General features: G+C 75.2%; 13 protein-coding genes and 3 tRNA genes. 6 read left to right on the top strand and 10 right to left on the bottom strand.

What is annotated here, in order from left to right; all coding sequences use genetic code 11:
• Positions 1–115: 115 nt before the first annotated feature.
• Together E1O70_RS07595 and E1O70_RS07590 are read left to right on the top strand one after the other, a co-directional pair.
• Entirely contained in the window at positions 116–4,093 is a 3,978-nt protein-coding gene (locus E1O70_RS07595; RefSeq protein ID WP_128957631.1) for a discoidin domain-containing protein, read from the top strand.
• Positions 4,094–4,338: 245 nt separating this feature from the next.
• Positions 4,339–5,052, top strand: a complete 714-nt coding sequence (locus E1O70_RS07590) for an anaerobic ribonucleoside-triphosphate reductase activating protein (protein ID WP_043657556.1) — start codon at positions 4,339–4,341, stop codon at positions 5,050–5,052.
• 78 nt (positions 5,053–5,130) lie between these two features.
• On the opposite strand, the gene E1O70_RS07585 is transcribed toward E1O70_RS07590, so the two are convergent.
• Positions 5,131–5,754 (bottom strand): GyrI-like domain-containing protein, encoded by a 624-nt coding sequence (locus E1O70_RS07585; RefSeq protein ID WP_061267183.1) that lies wholly within the window; start codon positions 5,752–5,754, stop codon positions 5,131–5,133.
• A gap of 86 nt (positions 5,755–5,840) precedes the next feature.
• Here E1O70_RS07585 and E1O70_RS07580 point away from each other — a divergent pair, with 86 nt between their 5' ends.
• Positions 5,841–6,308 carry a hypothetical protein gene (locus tag E1O70_RS07580; protein WP_128957632.1) on the top strand — a complete coding sequence of 156 codons (468 nt, stop codon included), beginning with the start codon at positions 5,841–5,843 and terminating at the stop codon, positions 6,306–6,308.
• Here the strand turns inward: E1O70_RS07580 and E1O70_RS07575 are convergent.
• The 3 genes from E1O70_RS07575 to E1O70_RS07565 form a co-directional block, all read right to left on the bottom strand.
• A complete protein-coding gene (locus tag E1O70_RS07575) occupies positions 6,283–7,209 on the bottom strand; it encodes an alpha/beta fold hydrolase (RefSeq protein ID WP_061267185.1) in 927 nt (308 codons plus the stop codon). The genes E1O70_RS07580 and E1O70_RS07575 overlap by 26 nt on opposite strands.
• A gap of 136 nt (positions 7,210–7,345) precedes the next feature.
• Complete coding sequence (locus E1O70_RS07570; RefSeq protein WP_031316900.1) at positions 7,346–7,948, bottom strand: TetR/AcrR family transcriptional regulator; 603 nt, start codon at positions 7,946–7,948, stop codon at positions 7,346–7,348.
• Positions 7,949–8,065: 117 nt separating this feature from the next.
• Positions 8,066–8,138, bottom strand: a tRNA-Arg gene (locus E1O70_RS07565).
• Positions 8,139–8,368: 230 nt separating this feature from the next.
• On the opposite strand from E1O70_RS07565, the gene E1O70_RS07560 reads away from it, so the two are divergent.
• Positions 8,369–9,136, top strand: coding sequence for an ABC transporter ATP-binding protein (locus E1O70_RS07560; RefSeq protein ID WP_061267186.1), 768 nt, complete (start codon positions 8,369–8,371; stop codon positions 9,134–9,136).
• Positions 9,133–10,506 carry a hypothetical protein gene (locus E1O70_RS07555; RefSeq protein WP_061267187.1) on the top strand — a complete coding sequence of 458 codons (1,374 nt, stop codon included), beginning with the start codon at positions 9,133–9,135 and terminating at the stop codon, positions 10,504–10,506. The genes E1O70_RS07560 and E1O70_RS07555 overlap by 4 nt, the downstream gene beginning before the upstream one ends.
• 179 nt (positions 10,507–10,685) lie before the next feature.
• Here E1O70_RS07555 and E1O70_RS07550 read toward each other — a convergent pair.
• Positions 10,686–10,774 (bottom strand) — tRNA-Ser (locus E1O70_RS07550).
• Between the two features lie 86 nt (positions 10,775–10,860).
• Complete coding sequence (locus E1O70_RS07545; RefSeq protein WP_061267188.1) at positions 10,861–12,138, bottom strand: threonine/serine exporter family protein; 1,278 nt, start codon at positions 12,136–12,138, stop codon at positions 10,861–10,863.
• Between the two features lie 96 nt (positions 12,139–12,234).
• On the opposite strand from E1O70_RS07545, the gene E1O70_RS07540 reads away from it, so the two are divergent.
• Positions 12,235–14,049, top strand: a complete 1,815-nt coding sequence (locus E1O70_RS07540) for a GMC oxidoreductase (protein ID WP_082774323.1) — start codon at positions 12,235–12,237, stop codon at positions 14,047–14,049.
• Between the two features lie 9 nt (positions 14,050–14,058).
• On the opposite strand, the gene E1O70_RS07535 is transcribed toward E1O70_RS07540, so the two are convergent.
• The 4 genes from E1O70_RS07535 to E1O70_RS07520 form a co-directional block, all read right to left on the bottom strand.
• Positions 14,059–14,146, bottom strand: a tRNA-Ser gene (locus E1O70_RS07535).
• Between the two features lie 99 nt (positions 14,147–14,245).
• Entirely contained in the window at positions 14,246–14,899 is a 654-nt protein-coding gene (locus tag E1O70_RS07530; protein ID WP_061267205.1) for a GTP-binding protein, read from the bottom strand.
• Between the two features lie 421 nt (positions 14,900–15,320).
• Positions 15,321–15,731 carry a DUF742 domain-containing protein gene (locus E1O70_RS07525; RefSeq protein ID WP_021483501.1) on the bottom strand — a complete coding sequence of 137 codons (411 nt, stop codon included), beginning with the start codon at positions 15,729–15,731 and terminating at the stop codon, positions 15,321–15,323.
• A 10-nt stretch (positions 15,732–15,741) separates the two neighbouring features.
• Entirely contained in the window at positions 15,742–16,191 is a 450-nt protein-coding gene (locus tag E1O70_RS07520) for a roadblock/LC7 domain-containing protein (RefSeq protein WP_021483502.1), read from the bottom strand.
• Between the last annotated feature and the right edge of the window lie 35 nt (positions 16,192–16,226).

The raw sequence follows: 16,226 nt of genomic DNA, 5'->3' as shown, positions 1-16,226 counted from the left end.
CTGTCAGGATGGCGAGCACCGGCGCTCCGCACCCCTGGCCCCTCGGCAACCACCCGCGCCGCACCGCCGTCCCCGGCGGACCCGCTCCCGACGACGCCGACGAGAGACACGCACCATGACCCGATCGCCCGCCCCGCCCCCTGCCGTGCGCCGCGCTCGGCGCCGCACGACGACCGCCGCCCTCGCGCTCGCGACGGCCGGCTCCCTCCTTCTGGCCCCCGCGACCGCCCAGGGCGCGCCGGCCTCCCCGCCCGCGGCCCCGGCGTCGACCACGGTCGACGCCGCTCCGGCGTACGGCGCCCCCGACGCGACCGCCGCCGACTACTACGGCGCGCTGCTGCGGCACACGCGCTGGGTCGAGACCGTCTGGGACGAGTCCGCCGGGGTGTACCAGCTCAAGGACTTCAACTTCGCCGTCGTGCTGGGCAACGCCGTGCTCCTGACCCACGGCGAGTACGACGCCGAGCTCGCGGGGGTCCCGGAGGAGACGCTGCGTGCCCGCACGCTCGCGACGATCCGGCACTACGCAGCGACCAACCGGTTCGTGGACCCGGCGGGCGCGTGGGGCAAGAAGCTGTTCTGGGACTCGACGTTCCAGTCCTACTTCCTCGCGGCCGGGACGCTGCTGTGGGACGAGCTCGACGCCACGACGCAGGCCAACCTCACGACGATCGCGACGGGCCAGTCGAAGTACACGGCCGACCTCGACTTCGGCAAGGACCCGCTCTCGGGTTCGTGGACCGCGGACTGGCCGACGGGCAAGCACGAGGGCGACACCGCGCAGGAGGAGGTCGGCGTCTACACGCAGGCCCTCGCGCCCGGCCTCGCGTGGGCGCCCGACGACCCCGACGCCGCGCGCTGGGCCGAGCAGCTCGGCGACTGGGGCCGCAACGCGGCGGGCCAGCCGACGGCCGACCGGAACAACCCGGCCGTCGTCGCGGGCAGGCCCGTGTCGACGAACACCATGCAGACCATCCACGACACGTACCTCGTGGAGAACCACGGGTCGTTCGGCCCGCACTACCAGTCCGACATCTGGCGGTCAGGCGGGCGCAACGCGATCCACTTCCTCCTGCGCGACGAGCCGCTGCCGGAGATCCTCACGCACCAGCCCAACTCGGCGGAGCTGTGGGAGTCGATCAAGCTCGTCATGTCCGACGCGGGCGAGCCGTTCATGCCCATGGTCGCCGACCGCGAGTTCCTCTACGGCCGCGACGCCATCCCGATGGCGTTCCTCGGCCAGGTCCTGCGCGACCCCGACGCCGCGCGCGCCGAGGCGAACCTCGCCGCCGCGCTCGAGGACTACCAGTCGTACGCGCCGGTCTACCGGCTCGCGAAGTTCTCGGGCGAGCCCAAGTACGAGCCCGAGGCGCGGGCCGAGATCGCGATCTCCTACCTCCTGCACGTCGAGGCCGCCGAGTCGCCCGAGGGCCCCGTCGAGCCGACGCCGCAGGACGAGTTCTTCGAGCGCCTCGCCGGCGTGCGCGACTTCGGCGCCGGGCCCGGCCTGACCGTCCAGCAGACGGCGGACGCGTGGGCCGCGGCGTCGAGCCGCAAGGGCTTCGTCAAGTTCCCCTGGGTCCCCGCGCACGACTCGTGGTTGTTCCACGTCTCCGGCTCGACCCCGTTCCTCTACCCGACCACGGGCGCGACGGTCGACGACCGGCACGTGCGGACGTACACCGGGCCGCGCGACGGCTTCGAGGGCACGTCGTCGGTGTTCCGGGTCGGCAGCGGCTACGCGGGTCAGGTCACGCTCCCGACCGGCGCGGCCGTCTACGCGTCGACCGGGGCGGGCACGGAGGACGCCAGCCTGTCGGTCCGCAACCTCGCCATGAACGGCTACTCGGGCCTCGACGGGTCGCGCACCTACACGACCGCCGAGGGCGAGACCACCGCGACGCTCCCCGTGACGCGTCCGGCCGACCCCGCGGACGCGAAGGCCGCGCGCGTCGACGACCTGTCGTTCGCGCCCGTCACGGCGCGGTACGTCCGGCTCCTCGGGCAGCAGGGCCACCCGCAGTACGGCTACTCGATGTTCGCGTTCCACGCCTACGGCGACGAGGGGTCGACGACCGACCTCGCCGCCGGGAAGGTCGCGACCGCGTCCAGCCAGGACACGGCGGGCGGCCGCACCGCGGCGCGCGTGACCGACGGCAACCCGTCGACCCGCTGGGCCGTCGCGGTCGGCGAGCGCACGCGCCCCGACTCGTGGATCCAGGTCGACCTCGGCGAGGAGACCACCGTGGGCGGCGTGCGGTTCGCGTGGGAGGCGAGCGCGGGCGCGCGCTACCTCGTCCAGACGTCGACCGACGGCGAGACCTGGACCACCGCGACCGCCTACGGCAAGGCCCCGGCGGACGTGAACGTCGCGCGGCTCGACACCGTCGACCTCACGCCCGCGGGCGCCGACGAGCCCGGCCCCGTCACGACGCGCTACGTCCGCATGCAGGGCGTGCGCGGCGACGCGGCCTACGGCTACTCGCTCTACCACCTGCGCGCGTTCTCGCCCACGGGGACCGACGTCGCCGCGGGCAAGGCGGCCACGGCGTCGAGCGCCAACGGGTCCAACCCTGCGAGCGCCGTCACCGACGGCTCCGCCACGACCCGCTGGGCCGTCGCGGTCGCGGACCGCACGCGGCCCGACTCCTGGGTCCAGGTCGACCTCGGCGTGCCCACCGCGGTGAGCCAGGTCCAGCTCGGCTGGGAGGTCGCCGCGGGCCAGGAGTACCGCGTGCAGACGTCGCTCGACGGGCAGACGTGGCACGACGCCGCGTCGTTCCGGTACACGGGCGACCAGGTGCTGAGCAGCGAGGGCGACTGGCTCAACGTCGAGGGCGAGGCCGGGTTCGTCGTGCGCGGCTCGGACGCCCCCGTGACCGTCTCGCGCGCGACGGACACGCGCCACGTCGTGCGGCTCACCGACGGCGCGACCGGGCCCCGGCTCGTCGAGATGGTCCCGGGCGACGCCGCGGCCACGGCCGCACAGGCCGGGGCTCGCGTGCCCACGGCCGACGCGGCGGGCGTGCTCGTGAGCGCGGTCGACGGGTACGTCGTCGCGTTCAACCTCACGGGCGCCGACGTCGCGACGACCCTCACCGTCCCGCACGACGGCGGGGCCGTCCCGGTCTACGCCGGCACCCAGGCCGTGGGGTCGGACGCCTCGACGCTCGCGGTCACGGTCCCCGCGGGCGACGCCGTCGTCCTCGCCCCGCGCGCGACGGTCGCCACGCCCGCCGGGCAGACCCCCTCCGGGGTCACGGTCGCCGTCGACGACGCCCGCTCGTTCCGCGTCAGCGGCGACGGGGCGCCGGTCGTGCTGCACCACGCCGAGACGGGCGCGACGCGCACCGTCGGGGCGACGCCGTCGGGCACGCGCGTCACCCTCCGGGACGCGACCCCGTTCCCGGTCGCGGACCACGCGCTCAGCACGCTCACGTTCCCCGCGTCCGTGCTGCCCGCCGGCATGACGTCGCCGTCGCTCGCCGTGGACGGCGACGCCGCGACGTCGTGGGTGCCCGGACCGGACGGCCGCATGGTCACCGACCTGGGCGCGCCGCGCAAGATCGGCACCGTCGTCGCCGCGTGGGAGCGCGGCGGCGCGCCGGAGTCGGTCGTCTCGGTGAGCGACGACGGCCTGACGTTCACCGACGTCGGGACGATCGGCACCGGCGACGTGCGCGGCGCGCTCGCCGTGGACCGCACGGCCCGGTACGTCGCGCTGAGCACGTCGTGGCGCGACGGCGACCCGGGCCTCACGGCGCTGCGCGTGCTCGCGCCCGGCGCCGCGGACCCCGCGGCCCACCCCGGGGTCGCCGTGACGGCGACGGCCGAGGTGCGGTGCCTCGCGGGCAAGGCGTACGTGGCGGTGCGCGTCGTGAACGACGACGACGTCCCGCTCGACGTCGAGGTCGCCACCCCGTGGGGCGCGAAGAGCTTCCCCGCGGTCGCCCCGGGGAAGAACGCGTACCAGTCGTTCGCCGTCCGCGGGGCCACGACCGGCCCCGTGACCACGACGGCCACGCCGTCCGACGACGCCGACGAGCGCGAGACCGTCGCGACACCGGAGCACGGGCAGCCCGCCTGCGGCTGACCGTGCCGCTCCCCCGGACCCGGGGTCGTGCGCCCGCCGTGGCGCGCGGCCCCGGGTCCGTCGCGTCCGGCGCGCGCGTCCCGCTGGGCCTGCGTCAGGCCTGGACCGGGCCCGGATCGGGCCCGCCAGGTCGGGACCTTCGGCCGGTCCGGCGCGGGGGCCCGCGAGGATACGTTCGAGGTCCTGACGGCACCGCCGCCGGGAGGTCCGGACCGCCGGGCCGTCGTGGTCCGAAGGAGCCGCCGATGACCCGCCCCGGCCTCGTGGTCGCCGGACTGGACCGGCTGTCCGTCACGGACTGGCCCGGCCGTCGGGTCGCGACGGTCCTCACCCAGGGCTGCCCGTGGCGCTGCGGCTACTGCCACCACCCGGGGCTGTGCGCGGTCGCCGCGCTCGGCGGCCCGCCGCCGCAGGACACGGTCCCCTGGTCCGAGGTCGTCGCGTTCCTCGCGCCGCGCCGTCGCCTGCTCGACGGCGTCGTGTTCTCGGGCGGCGAGCCGACCCTGCACCCCGGGCTGCTCGGCGCGATCGACGACGTGCGGGGCCTCGGCCTCGACGTCGGGCTCCACACGGCCGGCCCGTGGCCGGCGCGGCTCGCCCGGCTCCTGCCGTTCGTCGACTGGGTCGGCCTCGACATCAAGCACCTGCCGTCCCGCTACCCCGTCGTGACGGGCACGATCCCGTCGGGACGCCGCGCGTTCGAGGCGCTGGCCGTGATCCTGCGCTCGGGCGTCGACCACGAGGTGCGCACGACCGTCGACCCGAGCGTGCACTCGCGCACCGAGCTCCTCGCCCTCGGGACGCACCTGCGCCGTCTCGGCGTGCGCGAGTGGGTGCTCCAGGAGGCCGTGCCCGACGGCGCGTCCCCCGCCTGGGCGCGCGGCCTCGCGGGCCGCCGCCTCACCGACGTGCTCGACGCGACCGACCTCGCCTGGGCGCGACGGCGGGTCGCCGCCTGACGTCGCGCCGCGGGTGGGCGGGGTCGGCCCCGCACTCGCGGCCCGATCGAGCGTCCTGGCGCCGGGCGGGCCCGCGCGTCAGACCGGGCGAACCGGCTGGCGGAGCACGGTGCGCAGCCTCGCGGGGTCGGTGCGCCGGACGTCGCTCAGGTAGATCTCGTGGTGCGGCCCGGCGAACGTGAGCCCGTGCTCGGGCAGGTAGACGTCGTGCAGCTCGGCGAGCACCGGGCCCTCGTCGTCGTACGGGCCGACGTGCAGCGTCTGCACCGACCACCCCTCCGTGAGGCTCGTGCGGCGCACGAGGTCGAGCGCGACCGGGGGCTCCTTCTTCGCCCGGAGCGTCTCCGCGGCGGCGACCACCGTGTCCTCGTCGACCCAGTCGGGCTGGAGGACGAGGAGGGTCCACCGCCACGCGCCCTTCTCGCGGCGCACGAACGTCCCCGGGTCGTCGGCCGTCCACAGCCCCTCGAGCGGCCCGACGACGTAGTCCCGCCCCGCGCGCTTGCTCGCGAACTTCACGGCGTAGGACAGCGAGAACAGCGCTTCGACCGCCTGCCCGTAGGCCGGCGCCGTGTTGGGGTCGCCCTCGCCGTCGACGGCGAGGTAGGCCAGGGTCGGCACGTCGACCTCGACGAACCGGCCGCGGGGCGGTGCGTAGAGCTCGCGGTGGGACGCCTTGAGGTCGACCTTGTCCGACGGCATGGCCCGACGCTACCGGGGTCCCCCGACACCCGAGCACGCCGCCGGACGTCCGCGCACGATCCTCGTCCGGCTGGTATCCAGGAGGGATGACCTCCCCGCCGCCCCACCCCCCGCACGACCCGCGGCGTGGTTCCCCGTACGGCGGCTTCTCGCCGGGCCCGCCGTACCGCGCGCACCCGCCGCAGCCCGCCTATCCCCCGCAGCCCACCTACCCGCCGCGTCCCGGGTACCCGCCGCCGGGGTACGCACCGACGCCCCCGCCGCCGGCGGCCGCCTTCACACCGAGGTACCGACGCACCGCCTGGGTGCTCATCTGGGTGCCGGTCGTCCTCATGGTCGCCGCGGGCGCGCTGAGCATCGGCCTGCTCGCCTACGCGGACAGCGACCCGTCGAGCAACTCGGCCGCCGGTTACCTCGCCCTGATGATGTGGGCCGCGATGCTCGTCGTCGGGCCGCTCCTGCTCGGGGCGTTCGTCCCGGGGTGCGTGATGCTCGCGCGCTCGAACCGGGCACGGGCGCTCACGCAGGTCACCGGCTACCGGCCGCCGGCCTGACGACGGGCTCCGGGTCGGGCCGGGCGGCGGGAGAGCGCACGTAGTCGACGACCGCCCGCACGACGTCGGGGTCGCGCAGCAGCCGGTGGTGCCCGAGCCCGTCGGTCGTGAGCAGCTCGCCCTCGGGCCAGGCCGCCGCGAGCGCGGCACCCACGGGGTACGGGACCTCCTTGTCGGCGCGGTCGTGCACGACGAGCGCCGGCGGCACCGGGTGGGTGCGCAGCGTCTCGCGCACGTCGAGCTCGGGCAACGGGCGCCCGGCCAGGTCGGAGAGCCGGCTCTGGAGGAGCTCGCGCGTCGGGCGCGACAGGCCCAGCAGGTCGGCGAACCCGTGGAGCTGGCCGAGGACGTCGGCGATCGCCGCGACGAGCACGAGGCGCCCCGCGGGCAGGCCGTCGCGCACCGCGAGCACGGTCGTCGCCGTGCCGAGCGAGTGTGCGACGACGGCCGTCGCCTCCCCGTGCTCGCGCACGACCGCGGCGAGGGCGTCCGCGAGCTCGGGCATCGTGCTGCGCCGCGGACCGAGGCGGCCGGGCCCGGAGTCCCCGTGGCTCGGCGCGTCGAACGCGACGACGCGGTGGCCCGCGGCACGCAGGGGCTCGACGAACGCGCCGAGCTGGCCGCGCCGCCCGCCCCACCCGTGCGCGAGGTAGACGACGCCGGCCCCCGCCCCGTGTCCCGCGGTCCCGTCGGGCGCGTCGTCCGCGGAGGCGTGCGGGTCCCACGTCTCGACGACGACCCGCGCGCCGGACGACGTCGTCACGGTGCTCAGCGCACCGGCGACGGCGCGGTCGTCGCGGCGACGACCTGCGCCGTCGGGCGGGGTGCACCACAGGTCGAGGGCGAGCCGGGCGGCCCGCCGGGGCGACACCGTCTGGAGCACCGCGAACCGAGCGCGCACGAGGGCGAGTCGAGCCGCGGCCTTCCGACGGCGCGCGGCGCGCCGTCGTTCCAGCCGAACGGTCGTGCTTTTCTCGGCTCGCGAGGTGGTCACGAGGATCCTCTCCGTCGGGGTGGGTCGGGTGCGGGGCAGGTGCTCAGGCGACGGGCACGGGTGCGCGCGACCCGTCGAGGAGCGCCTCGAACGCGCGACGCGCCCGGTCCTCGGCCAGCGGGTCGGCCATGAAGACGTGCGCGTGGTGCAGCGCGAGCATCACCCCGTACAGCTCCGACGCGAACTGCTGGGGGTCTACGTCGTCGCGGAAGCCGCTCTCCGCGACGCACGTCCGGTAGACCTGCGCGACGGCGTCGTACAGGTCCTGGTGGTCGCGCACGAGCTGGTCGCGGACCGGCCCCTCCTGGGCGGCGAGCTCGGTCGCCGCCTTGACGAACAGGCAGCCGCCGGGCTGCTGCCGCAGGTCGCACACGAGCCAGCGCTCGAACAGCTCGCGCAGGCGGCGCTCGCCGCGGGGCGTGCGCAGCGCGGGCGCCACGACCGTGTCGACGAACTCCGCGCGGGCCTGGTCGAGCACCGCGAGCTGGAGCGACTCCTTGGAGCGGAAGTGCGCGTAGAGCCCGCTCTTCGACATGCCCGTGGCACGCGCGAGCTCACCGATCGTCAGGCCCGCCAGGCCGACGCGGTACGCGGCCTCCACGCCGCGGTGCAGGATCGCCTGCCGCGTGTCGTCGCCCTTGGTCACCCGGCGAACGTAGCACGATCGTGCGGAAACCGGGAGGGCCGGTCGCCCGGACGCGGGGTCACGAGACGCGCGGGAAACGACGAACGGCCCCACCCGTCGGGTGGGGCCGTTCCGCTGTGCGCCCGGAGGGATTCGAACCCCCAACCTTCTGATCCGTAGTCAGATGCTCTATCCGTTGAGCTACGGGCGCTGGTCGTGCTGGCCGTTGATCGCTCACCGGCCGTCGAGAACACTACCGCGTCCTCGCCCTGATCCCAAACCGGATCCGGGCCCGGAGGCCGCAGCGTGACGGACGCCACGCCGTCCGACCGTCGCCGCACGAACGACGCCGCACGGTCCCCCCACGGTCGGACCCGCGCCGGACGACGTCCCGTCCCCAGCCCGACGCGGCGGCACCGCTCCCCGGCGGACGATCGACGCATGACGTTCACCGGCCCCACTCCCGTCCCCGGCGGCTCGCCCCTCGTCGCGAGCGCGCTCACCAAGGTCTACGGCTCCGCGCAGACCGCGACGCACGCCCTCGCGGGGGTGAGCCTCACGGTCCGCCCCGGGGAGTCGCTCGCGATCATGGGCCCGTCCGGGTCCGGCAAGACGACGCTCCTGCACTGCCTCGCGGGCATCATCACGCCGACGTCCGGGTCGGTGTCGTGGCGCGGCGAGGACGTCGCGACGCTCTCGGAGGCGCGGCGCACGATCCTGCGCCGCCAGGACTTCGGCTTCGTCTTCCAGTCGGGCCAGCTCCTGCCCGAGCTGCCCGCCGTCGAGAACGCGGCGCTGCCGCTCATGCTCGCCGGCACGGCCCGCGCGGAGGCCACCGCGGTCGCCGCCCGCTGGCTCGCCCACCTCGGCCTCGCCGGGATGGAGCAGCGCCGGCCGGGCGAGCTCTCCGGCGGGCAGGCGCAGCGCGTCGCGATCGCGCGTGCCCTCGTCGGGTCGCCGGGCGTCGTGTTCGCCGACGAGCCGACGGGCGCCCTCGACCAGTCGACCGGCGCCGAGGTGCTCGACGTCCTGACGCGCGCGACCCGCGACTCGGGTGCCGCGCTCGTCGTCGTGACGCACGACGCCGGGGTCGCGCGGCACTGCTCGCGCACGGTGACGATGCGCGACGGGGTCATCTCCGGCGAGTTCTTCGCGCCCGGCCACGACGTGGCCGCCCCGGCCGTCCCCGGTCAGGAGAACGTCCGATGAGGACCGTCGACCTCTGGTGGCTCCTGCGCCGCCGCAGCGCCGACGAGCGCGACCCGCAGGGCCTGACCAACGTGCTCGCCGTCATCGCGTTCGCCACGACCACCGCGATCCTGCTCGTCGTCGTGGGCGGGTTCGGCGCGTTCCTCGGCCGTGCGGGCGGGATCGAGGGCATGCAGGAGGGCGTGGACGCGGCCGTGACGTCGTACGACACGCAGTACCCGATCTTCGCGGGCATCGCCTCGCTCCTGCTGCTCATCCCGCTCGTGACGCTCGGCGGGGCGGCCGCGCGGCTCGCCGTCGCGCGCCGCGACGCGCGCCTCGCGGCGCTCCGGCTCGCGGGGGCCACGACCGGCCAGGTCACGTCCCTCACGGTGCTCGACGCCGCCGCCCAGGCCGTCACGGGGGCGCTCGTCGGGCTGGTCGGCTACGGCGCCCTCCTGCCGCTCGTCGCGCAGCTGCGCTTCCAGGGCCGCACGTTCGACGTCGCCGAGCTGTGGGTCGGCGTGCCCGCCCTGCTGGGCGCCGTCGTGCTCGTGGTCGCGGTCGCGCTCGTGTCCGCGCTCGTCAGCCTCCGGCGCGTCGCGATCACGCCGCTCGGCGTCGCCGCGCGCGTCACTCCCCCGGGCCTCAAGGCGGTGCGCCTGCTCGCGACCGGGCTCGCGGCCGTCGCGATGATCGTCGCGACCAACCTGTCGTTCGGCTCGGCCGCGGTGGGGATCACCGTCGTCGTCGTCATCCTGCTGATCGGCTTCGCGACGCTCAACCTCGTCGGGCCGTTCGTCATCTGGGTCGTCGGCAGGATCACCGCCGGCTCCGCGCGCCGCGTGCCCACGCTGCTCGCCGGACGGCGGATCGTGGACAACCCGAAGACCGCGTGGCGGTCCGTGGGCGGGGTCGCGCTCGCGACGTTCATCGCGGGCCTCGCGAGCATCTTCGCGCTCTTCGACCCGGGCATGGCGTCCGACCCGGCGGAGGCCCAGTTCCTCGTCGACATCAAGACGGGCGGCTTCCTCACCCTCGCCATCGCGGGCGTCCTGGCCGCCGTCTCGACGGGCGTCATGCAGGCGGGCCGGGTCATCGACCAGCGCGGCGAGTACCGCACGCTCGTCCTCGCGGGCACCGACCTGCGGACGCTCGACCGGGCGCGCTTCCGCGAGACGCTCGTGCCGCTCGTCGTGAGCGTAGGCGTCGCGACCGCGGCCGTGCTGCTGTTCATGGTGCCCGTCCTCGGCATCAACGCCTTCACGAACGCGAGCGTCGCCCTGCAGTTCCTGCTGTGCGTCCTGGGGGCGTCCGCGCTCGTGCTCGCCGGGGCGGGCGCGTCGCGGTTCGTCGTGCGGTCGGCGCTCGCGACGACCGGCACGGCGTAGGGCACGGCCCACGGAGCAGGCCCGACGTCGGGCTGTCACGCAGCGCCGGTGTCGGCGCCGGGGCGGCAGGGGCTCGGCCACGAGCCCGGCCGCCCCGCCCGCGCGTCGGGCGGTGCAGGCCGCACGATCCCGGGCAACAGAAAAGGCCCCGGGTGCGTGCACACCGAGACCTTCCTGAGCGGAGACGGAGGGATTTGAACCCTCGAACGGGTTGCCCCGTTACCACCTTAGCAGGGTGGCGCACTAGACCTGACTATGCGACGTCTCCTCGCAGGACTCCGCGAAGAGCCTGCGTCGCCCAGGGTACAAGGGCGTCGCCACCAGACCAAACCGCCGACCCGACGGCGTCCCCTCCTACCGCTCGAAGGTCCACTCCCGGTCGGTGAGCATGCGCGCGACGGCGAGCCCGATCGCGAGCGCGACGATCACGAGGCCGGCCTCGACGGCGTAGGCGAGGGCCTGCGCCGTCGCGCCGGTGTTGAACTCGTACACCGCCCGGTACGCCGTGACGCCGGGGACCATGATGACCACAGCCGGGACGGACACCGTGATGCGCGGGACCTGCAGCGCGGGCGCGACCGTCGCCGCGAGCAGGCCCACGAGCAGCGCCGCCGCCGCGGCGGCCGCCTGCGGGACGACGTCGGCGTCGACGAGGAGCAGGCGCCCCACGTTCGCCACCATGCCGATCGAGGCCGCCCCGAGCGCCATCGCCCAGGGGCTGTTGAACATCAGCGCGAACCCCAGCACCCCGAGGAAGCTCGCGACCGCGCGCAGGCCGAACAGCAGCGGCTCCGCGAGAACCGGGGCGGGCACCGGGTCCGGGGCGAGGCCCGCGGCGGCGGAGACGCCCCACACCGCCAGCGCCGCGGACGCGAGGATCATCAGCGCGTACGTCACGCGCGCGACGCCCGCCGAGAAGTCGAGCTTCGCGAGGTCGAGCGCGCCCGTCACGAGCGCGAACCCGGGCACGAGGAACAGCACCGCCGAGACGTACCCCGCCTCGTGGCCGCCCTCGACCCCGGCCAGCGCGGAGAGCCCCAGCACGAGCCCCAGGTACGCGACGCTCGCGACCGCGGCCGCGAGCATCGTCACGCCGAACTGGTTGATGCCCCGGTGCAGCATCGCGCGCCGGACACCCTGCCCCAGCGCCGCCGCGACGAGCACGGCGCCGCACTCGACGAGGCCGCCGTGGTTGAGGAACGCGAACGCGGCGCACGCGATCCCTGCCCACAGGGCGTTGAGGAACGCCCCGTAGAGCGGCGGTCGGCGCGCGATCCGGTCGAGCTCCGCGTCGACCTCGTCGAGGTCGGCCCCCGCCGGCAGCGTGGCCGAGAAGCGCTCGAGCTGCGCGAGCCGGTCCGCGTTGATCCCGATGGAGCGCACCTCGGTGAGCTCCGTGCGGAAGATCGGCCCGCGGTACGACGTCGCGGTGATCTCCGTCAGCGTCACGTGCGCCGCGATGCGGTCCAGGCCCAGCGCCCGGGCCGCGCGCGTCATGTGCGACTTCACGCGGTAGCTGCCGGTGCCCGCCGACAGCGCGAGCCGACCGATCCGCAGCACGGTGCCCGACCGGCGGATGAGGTCGACGGGCTCGAGACCGGCTTCGTCGGCCGGGGAGGGCTCAGGCGTCACGACGCCATGATCCCGCACCGCCCCGCGCCCGGCACTCGCCGAAGGTCCCGGACCTCCCGGCCAGAGCCCCGCGCCGTCGTGACGTACCGTCTGCCCATGGCCGCCGACGTCCCCCGCACCGCCCCCGCCGACGTACCCGGGCGCGGTGGCCCGCGCGTCCCGACCGACTTCGACGTGCTGGTGGTCGGCTCGGGGTTCGGCGGGAGCGTCACCGCCCTGCGCCTCACTGAGAAGGGCTATCGCGTCGGCGTCCTCGAGGCGGGCCGCCGCTTCACCGACGAGGAGCTCCCCCGCACGTCGTGGCGTCTCCGGTCGTTCCTGTGGGCACCCGCCCTCGGATGCTTCGGGATCCAGCGCATCCACCGCCTCCGCGACGTGCTCGTCCTCGCCGGCGCCGGTGTCGGCGGCGGCAGCCTCGTGTACGCGAACACGCTGTACGAGCCGCTCGACGACTTCTTCACGGACCCCGCCTGGGCCGACGTCGCCGACTGGCGGACCGAGCTGGCGCCCTGGTACGACCAGGCGCGCCGGATGCTCGGCGTCACCACCTACGCCGGGCGCACCCCCGCGGACGACGTCCTGGAGGACGTGGCCCGCGAGACCGGGGTGGGCGACACCTTCGTGAAGGCGCCGGTCGGTGTGTTCTTCGGCCGAGGCGGGACGCGGGAGCCGGGGGGCACCGCCCCCGACCCCTACTTCGGCGGGGCCGGGCCCGAGCGGCGCGGCTGCACCGAGTGCGGCGCGTGCATGACGGGGTGCCGTGTCGGTGCGAAGAACACGCTCGTGAAGAACTACCTCTACCTCGCCGAGCGCGGCGGCGCCCAGGTCCTGCCGCTCACGACCGTCACCGAGGTGCGGCCCGTGCCCGACGGCGCGGGCGGCGTCCTGCACGAGGTCCTCGCCCACCGCTCGGGGCGCCCCTGGGCAGGACGGCAGCGCTACACGGCACGCCACGTCGTGCTCTCCGCGGGGGCGCTGGGCACGCAGAGACTCCTCCACGCCATGCGGGACTCGGGACGCCTGCCGGGGGTCTCCGAGCGACTGGGACACCTCACGCGCACCAACTCCGAGGCCCTGCTCGGCGCCACGGTCCGGCGTCGCGACCACCAGCGACGGCCCGACGCGCCCGACTACTCGCGCGGCGTCGCGATCACGTCGTCGTTCTACCCGGACGCCCGGACCCACGTCGAGCCCGTGCGGTACGGGAAGGGGTCGGGCGCCATGGGGCTGCTCCAGACGGTCCTCACGGACGGTGGTCCGAGCCGGTGGCGCACCTGGCTGCGCGAGCTGTGGCGCCGACGTCGGGACCTGCCGGCGATGGCCGACCTGCGCGGCTGGTCGTCGCGGACGATCATCGCGCTCGTCATGCAGAGCCACGACAACTCGCTCACCACCTCGCTGCGGCGCGGGTTCCTCGGCCGCAAGGTCCTCACGTCCCGCCAGGGGCACGGCGCGCCCAACCCGACCTGGATCCCGGCCGGGAACGACACCGCACGGCGCATGGCCCAGCGCATGGGCGGCATGCCCGGAGGGACCGTCGGCGAGCCCTTCGACGTCCCGATGACGGCCCACATCCTCGGCGGGTGCGCGATCGGCACCTCGCCGCGGACGGGCGTGATCGACCCGTACCACCGTGTCCACGGTCAGCCCGGCCTGCACGTCATGGACGGGTCCGCGGTGAGCGCGAACCTCGGGGTGAACCCGTCGCTCACGATCACGGCGCTCGCGGAACGGGCCTGTGCGCTCTGGCCCAACGCGGGCGAGAAGGACGTGCGCCCGCCGCTCGGCGCTGCGTACGCGGTGCTGGGCCCGGTCGCACCGCGGCACCCGCTGGTCCCGGCGCACGCCCCGGCGGCCCTGCGCCCGGCGCGCGTCAGGCCGGGACGGAGCACGGCTCCCGACCCGGCCTGACGGCACGACTGGCGGAGGGCGAGGGATTCGAACCCCCGGTGCGTTGCCGCACAACGGTTTTCAAGACCGTCACATTAGGCCGCTCTGTCAGCCCTCCCGGCGAGCCATTGTGGCACGCCCCGCCCCTGCACGACGACGGCGGGCCGACCCGTGGAGGGCGGCCCGCCGTCGTGCGTGGCGCGGGGTGCGGGAGCGGTCAGGCCGCGCCGCGGAGCTGGCGCATCGCGAGCTGGACGAGCGCGATGAGCGTCTGCTTCGTCGCCGCGCGCGAGCGCGCGTCCGTGTAGAGCATCGGCACGTGCGGCGGGATCTGCAGCGCCTCGCGGACGTCCTCGAGCTTGTGCTTGGCGACGCCGTCGAAGCAGTTGACGCCCACGACGAACGGGATGTTGCGCGACTCGAAGTAGTCGATCGCCGGGAAGCACTGCTCCAGGCGGTCGGTGTCGACGAGCACGACGGCGCCGATCGCGCCGCGGACCAGGTCGTCCCACATGAAGAGGAAGCGGTCCTGGCCCGGCGTGCCGAACAGGTAGAGCCACAGGTTGCCCGGCAGCGAGACGCGGCCGAAGTCCATCGCGACGGTCGTCGTCGTCTTGCGGTCGGACACGCCGCCCGCGTCGTCGACGCCCACCGAGTGCTCCGTCATGGCGGCCTCGGTGTTGAGCGGCTCCACGTCCGAGATCGAGCCGATGAACGTCGTCTTGCCGACGGCGAAGCCGCCCGCGACGACGATCTTCACGACCGTCGGCGCGGTCCGGGACGCCGCTGCGGCACCACCGGGCTGCGCCGCCGCAGCGGGCGGAGCCGCGGGCGCTGCCGCGACCGGGCGCGCGGGGGCCGCCTGCTGCACCGGGGCGACCGGCTGAGCGGGCGCCTGCTGGGCGGGAGCCACGGGCTGCGCGGCGGCCAGGGGCTGCGGCGCGGTGCGCGGCTGGGCCGCGGCCTGCGCGACGGGAGCCGACGCAGGCTGCGCGGCGGCCGGGGACGGCTGCGCGGCAGCCGGAGCGACCGGCTGCGGTGCGGCCGGAGCCGTCGCGGGCTGCGTGGCCACCGGCGCGGCGGGCTGCGGTGCCGCCGGAGCGACGGGCTGGGCGGCGGCCGGCTGCTGCGGTGCCGCGGGCTGGCCGGGCGTCGCCGGAGCCGCCTGGGTCGGCACGCCGACGGGTGCGCTCACCGGAGCCCACGCCGTCTGGCGCAGCGCCGGCTGACCGCCGGGCGCACCCCCGCTCGCCCCGGACGGCTGCCCTGCCTGCGGCCCGCTCCCCGAGCCGTCAGAGGGTGGAAATGCCATTGAGAACACTCTCCAAGACGCTCAGGGACAGACCCGAGTGGTTGCTGCCGTGACCCGTGTGGACGTTGAGCGGGGTCGACGTGTGGACGGTGATGTAGTTGTCCTCCTGCAGGTCCGCGACGAGCACCTTCGTCACGCCGAGCGGCAGGCGCAGGAGCGCGGAGAGCTCGGCGATCGAGACGTACGTGTGCGCGGCGTGCTGGAGGATCGAGCGCTTCTCGGGCGGCAGCCCGAAGCTGTTCACGGCACCCGGCATGACCTCGACGAGCGCCTCGAGCGGGAGGTCGGACGTGGCGGACCGCACGCGACCACCCGTCACCGCGTACGGGCGGACGGTCGCCGCCTCGTACCCGTCGTGGGCTCCCATGCTGCCGAAAGGTACGTTCGTCATCGATCAGTCCTCATCCCACCGGGGTTCGGGTCGCACCGTCGACCGGAAGGCTACCCCGCATCTCCGAGATGAGCTGCGGCGTCAGGGTCGCCTCCGTGCGCGAGACGAGGAGCGCCATCTCGTAGCCGATGAGGCCGATGTCGCAGTTCGCCTCGGCCACCACGCCCAGGACGGAGCCGTTCGACACGTTCATGAGGAACAGGAACCCGTTGTCCATCTCGATGATGGCCTGCCGGACGTTCCCGCCGTTGAGCTGGCGGGCCGCACCGCGGGTCAGGCTCGACATGCCCGAGACGATCGCGGCGAGCTGGTCACCGCTCGTCCGGTCGAGCTGGTCGGACATCGCCATGAGCAGGCCGTCCGCCGACACCACGAGCGTGTGCCGGCTGCCCGGTACGGTCCGCACGAAGTTGTCGAGCAGCCACCCGAAGTTCGTGGCCTCGGTGCTGAGCGCGTTCACTGTTCCTCCTCGTCAGTTGCCGCAGACGGCATGTC

Origin of the sequence: Cellulosimicrobium funkei (genome assembly GCF_004519295.1) — a bacterium.
Classification (GTDB): domain Bacteria; phylum Actinomycetota; class Actinomycetes; order Actinomycetales; family Cellulomonadaceae; genus Cellulosimicrobium; species Cellulosimicrobium funkei.
This window is presented reverse-complemented; position numbering and strand designations above follow the sequence as displayed.

Coding starts and splice junctions, on each gene's coding strand:
- E1O70_RS07595 (WP_128957631.1), top strand. CDS start 116: ATGACCCGATCGCCCGCCCCGCCCCCTGCCGTGCGCCGCGCTCGGCGC.
- E1O70_RS07590 (WP_043657556.1), top strand. CDS start 4,339: ATGACCCGCCCCGGCCTCGTGGTCGCCGGACTGGACCGGCTGTCCGTC.
- E1O70_RS07585 (WP_061267183.1), bottom strand. CDS start 5,754: ATGCCGTCGGACAAGGTCGACCTCAAGGCGTCCCACCGCGAGCTCTAC.
- E1O70_RS07580 (WP_128957632.1), top strand. CDS start 5,841: ATGACCTCCCCGCCGCCCCACCCCCCGCACGACCCGCGGCGTGGTTCC.
- E1O70_RS07560 (WP_061267186.1), top strand. CDS start 8,369: ATGACGTTCACCGGCCCCACTCCCGTCCCCGGCGGCTCGCCCCTCGTC.
- E1O70_RS07555 (WP_061267187.1), top strand. CDS start 9,133: ATGAGGACCGTCGACCTCTGGTGGCTCCTGCGCCGCCGCAGCGCCGAC.
- E1O70_RS07540 (WP_082774323.1), top strand. CDS start 12,235: ATGGCCGCCGACGTCCCCCGCACCGCCCCCGCCGACGTACCCGGGCGC.
- E1O70_RS07525 (WP_021483501.1), bottom strand. CDS start 15,731: ATGACGAACGTACCTTTCGGCAGCATGGGAGCCCACGACGGGTACGAG.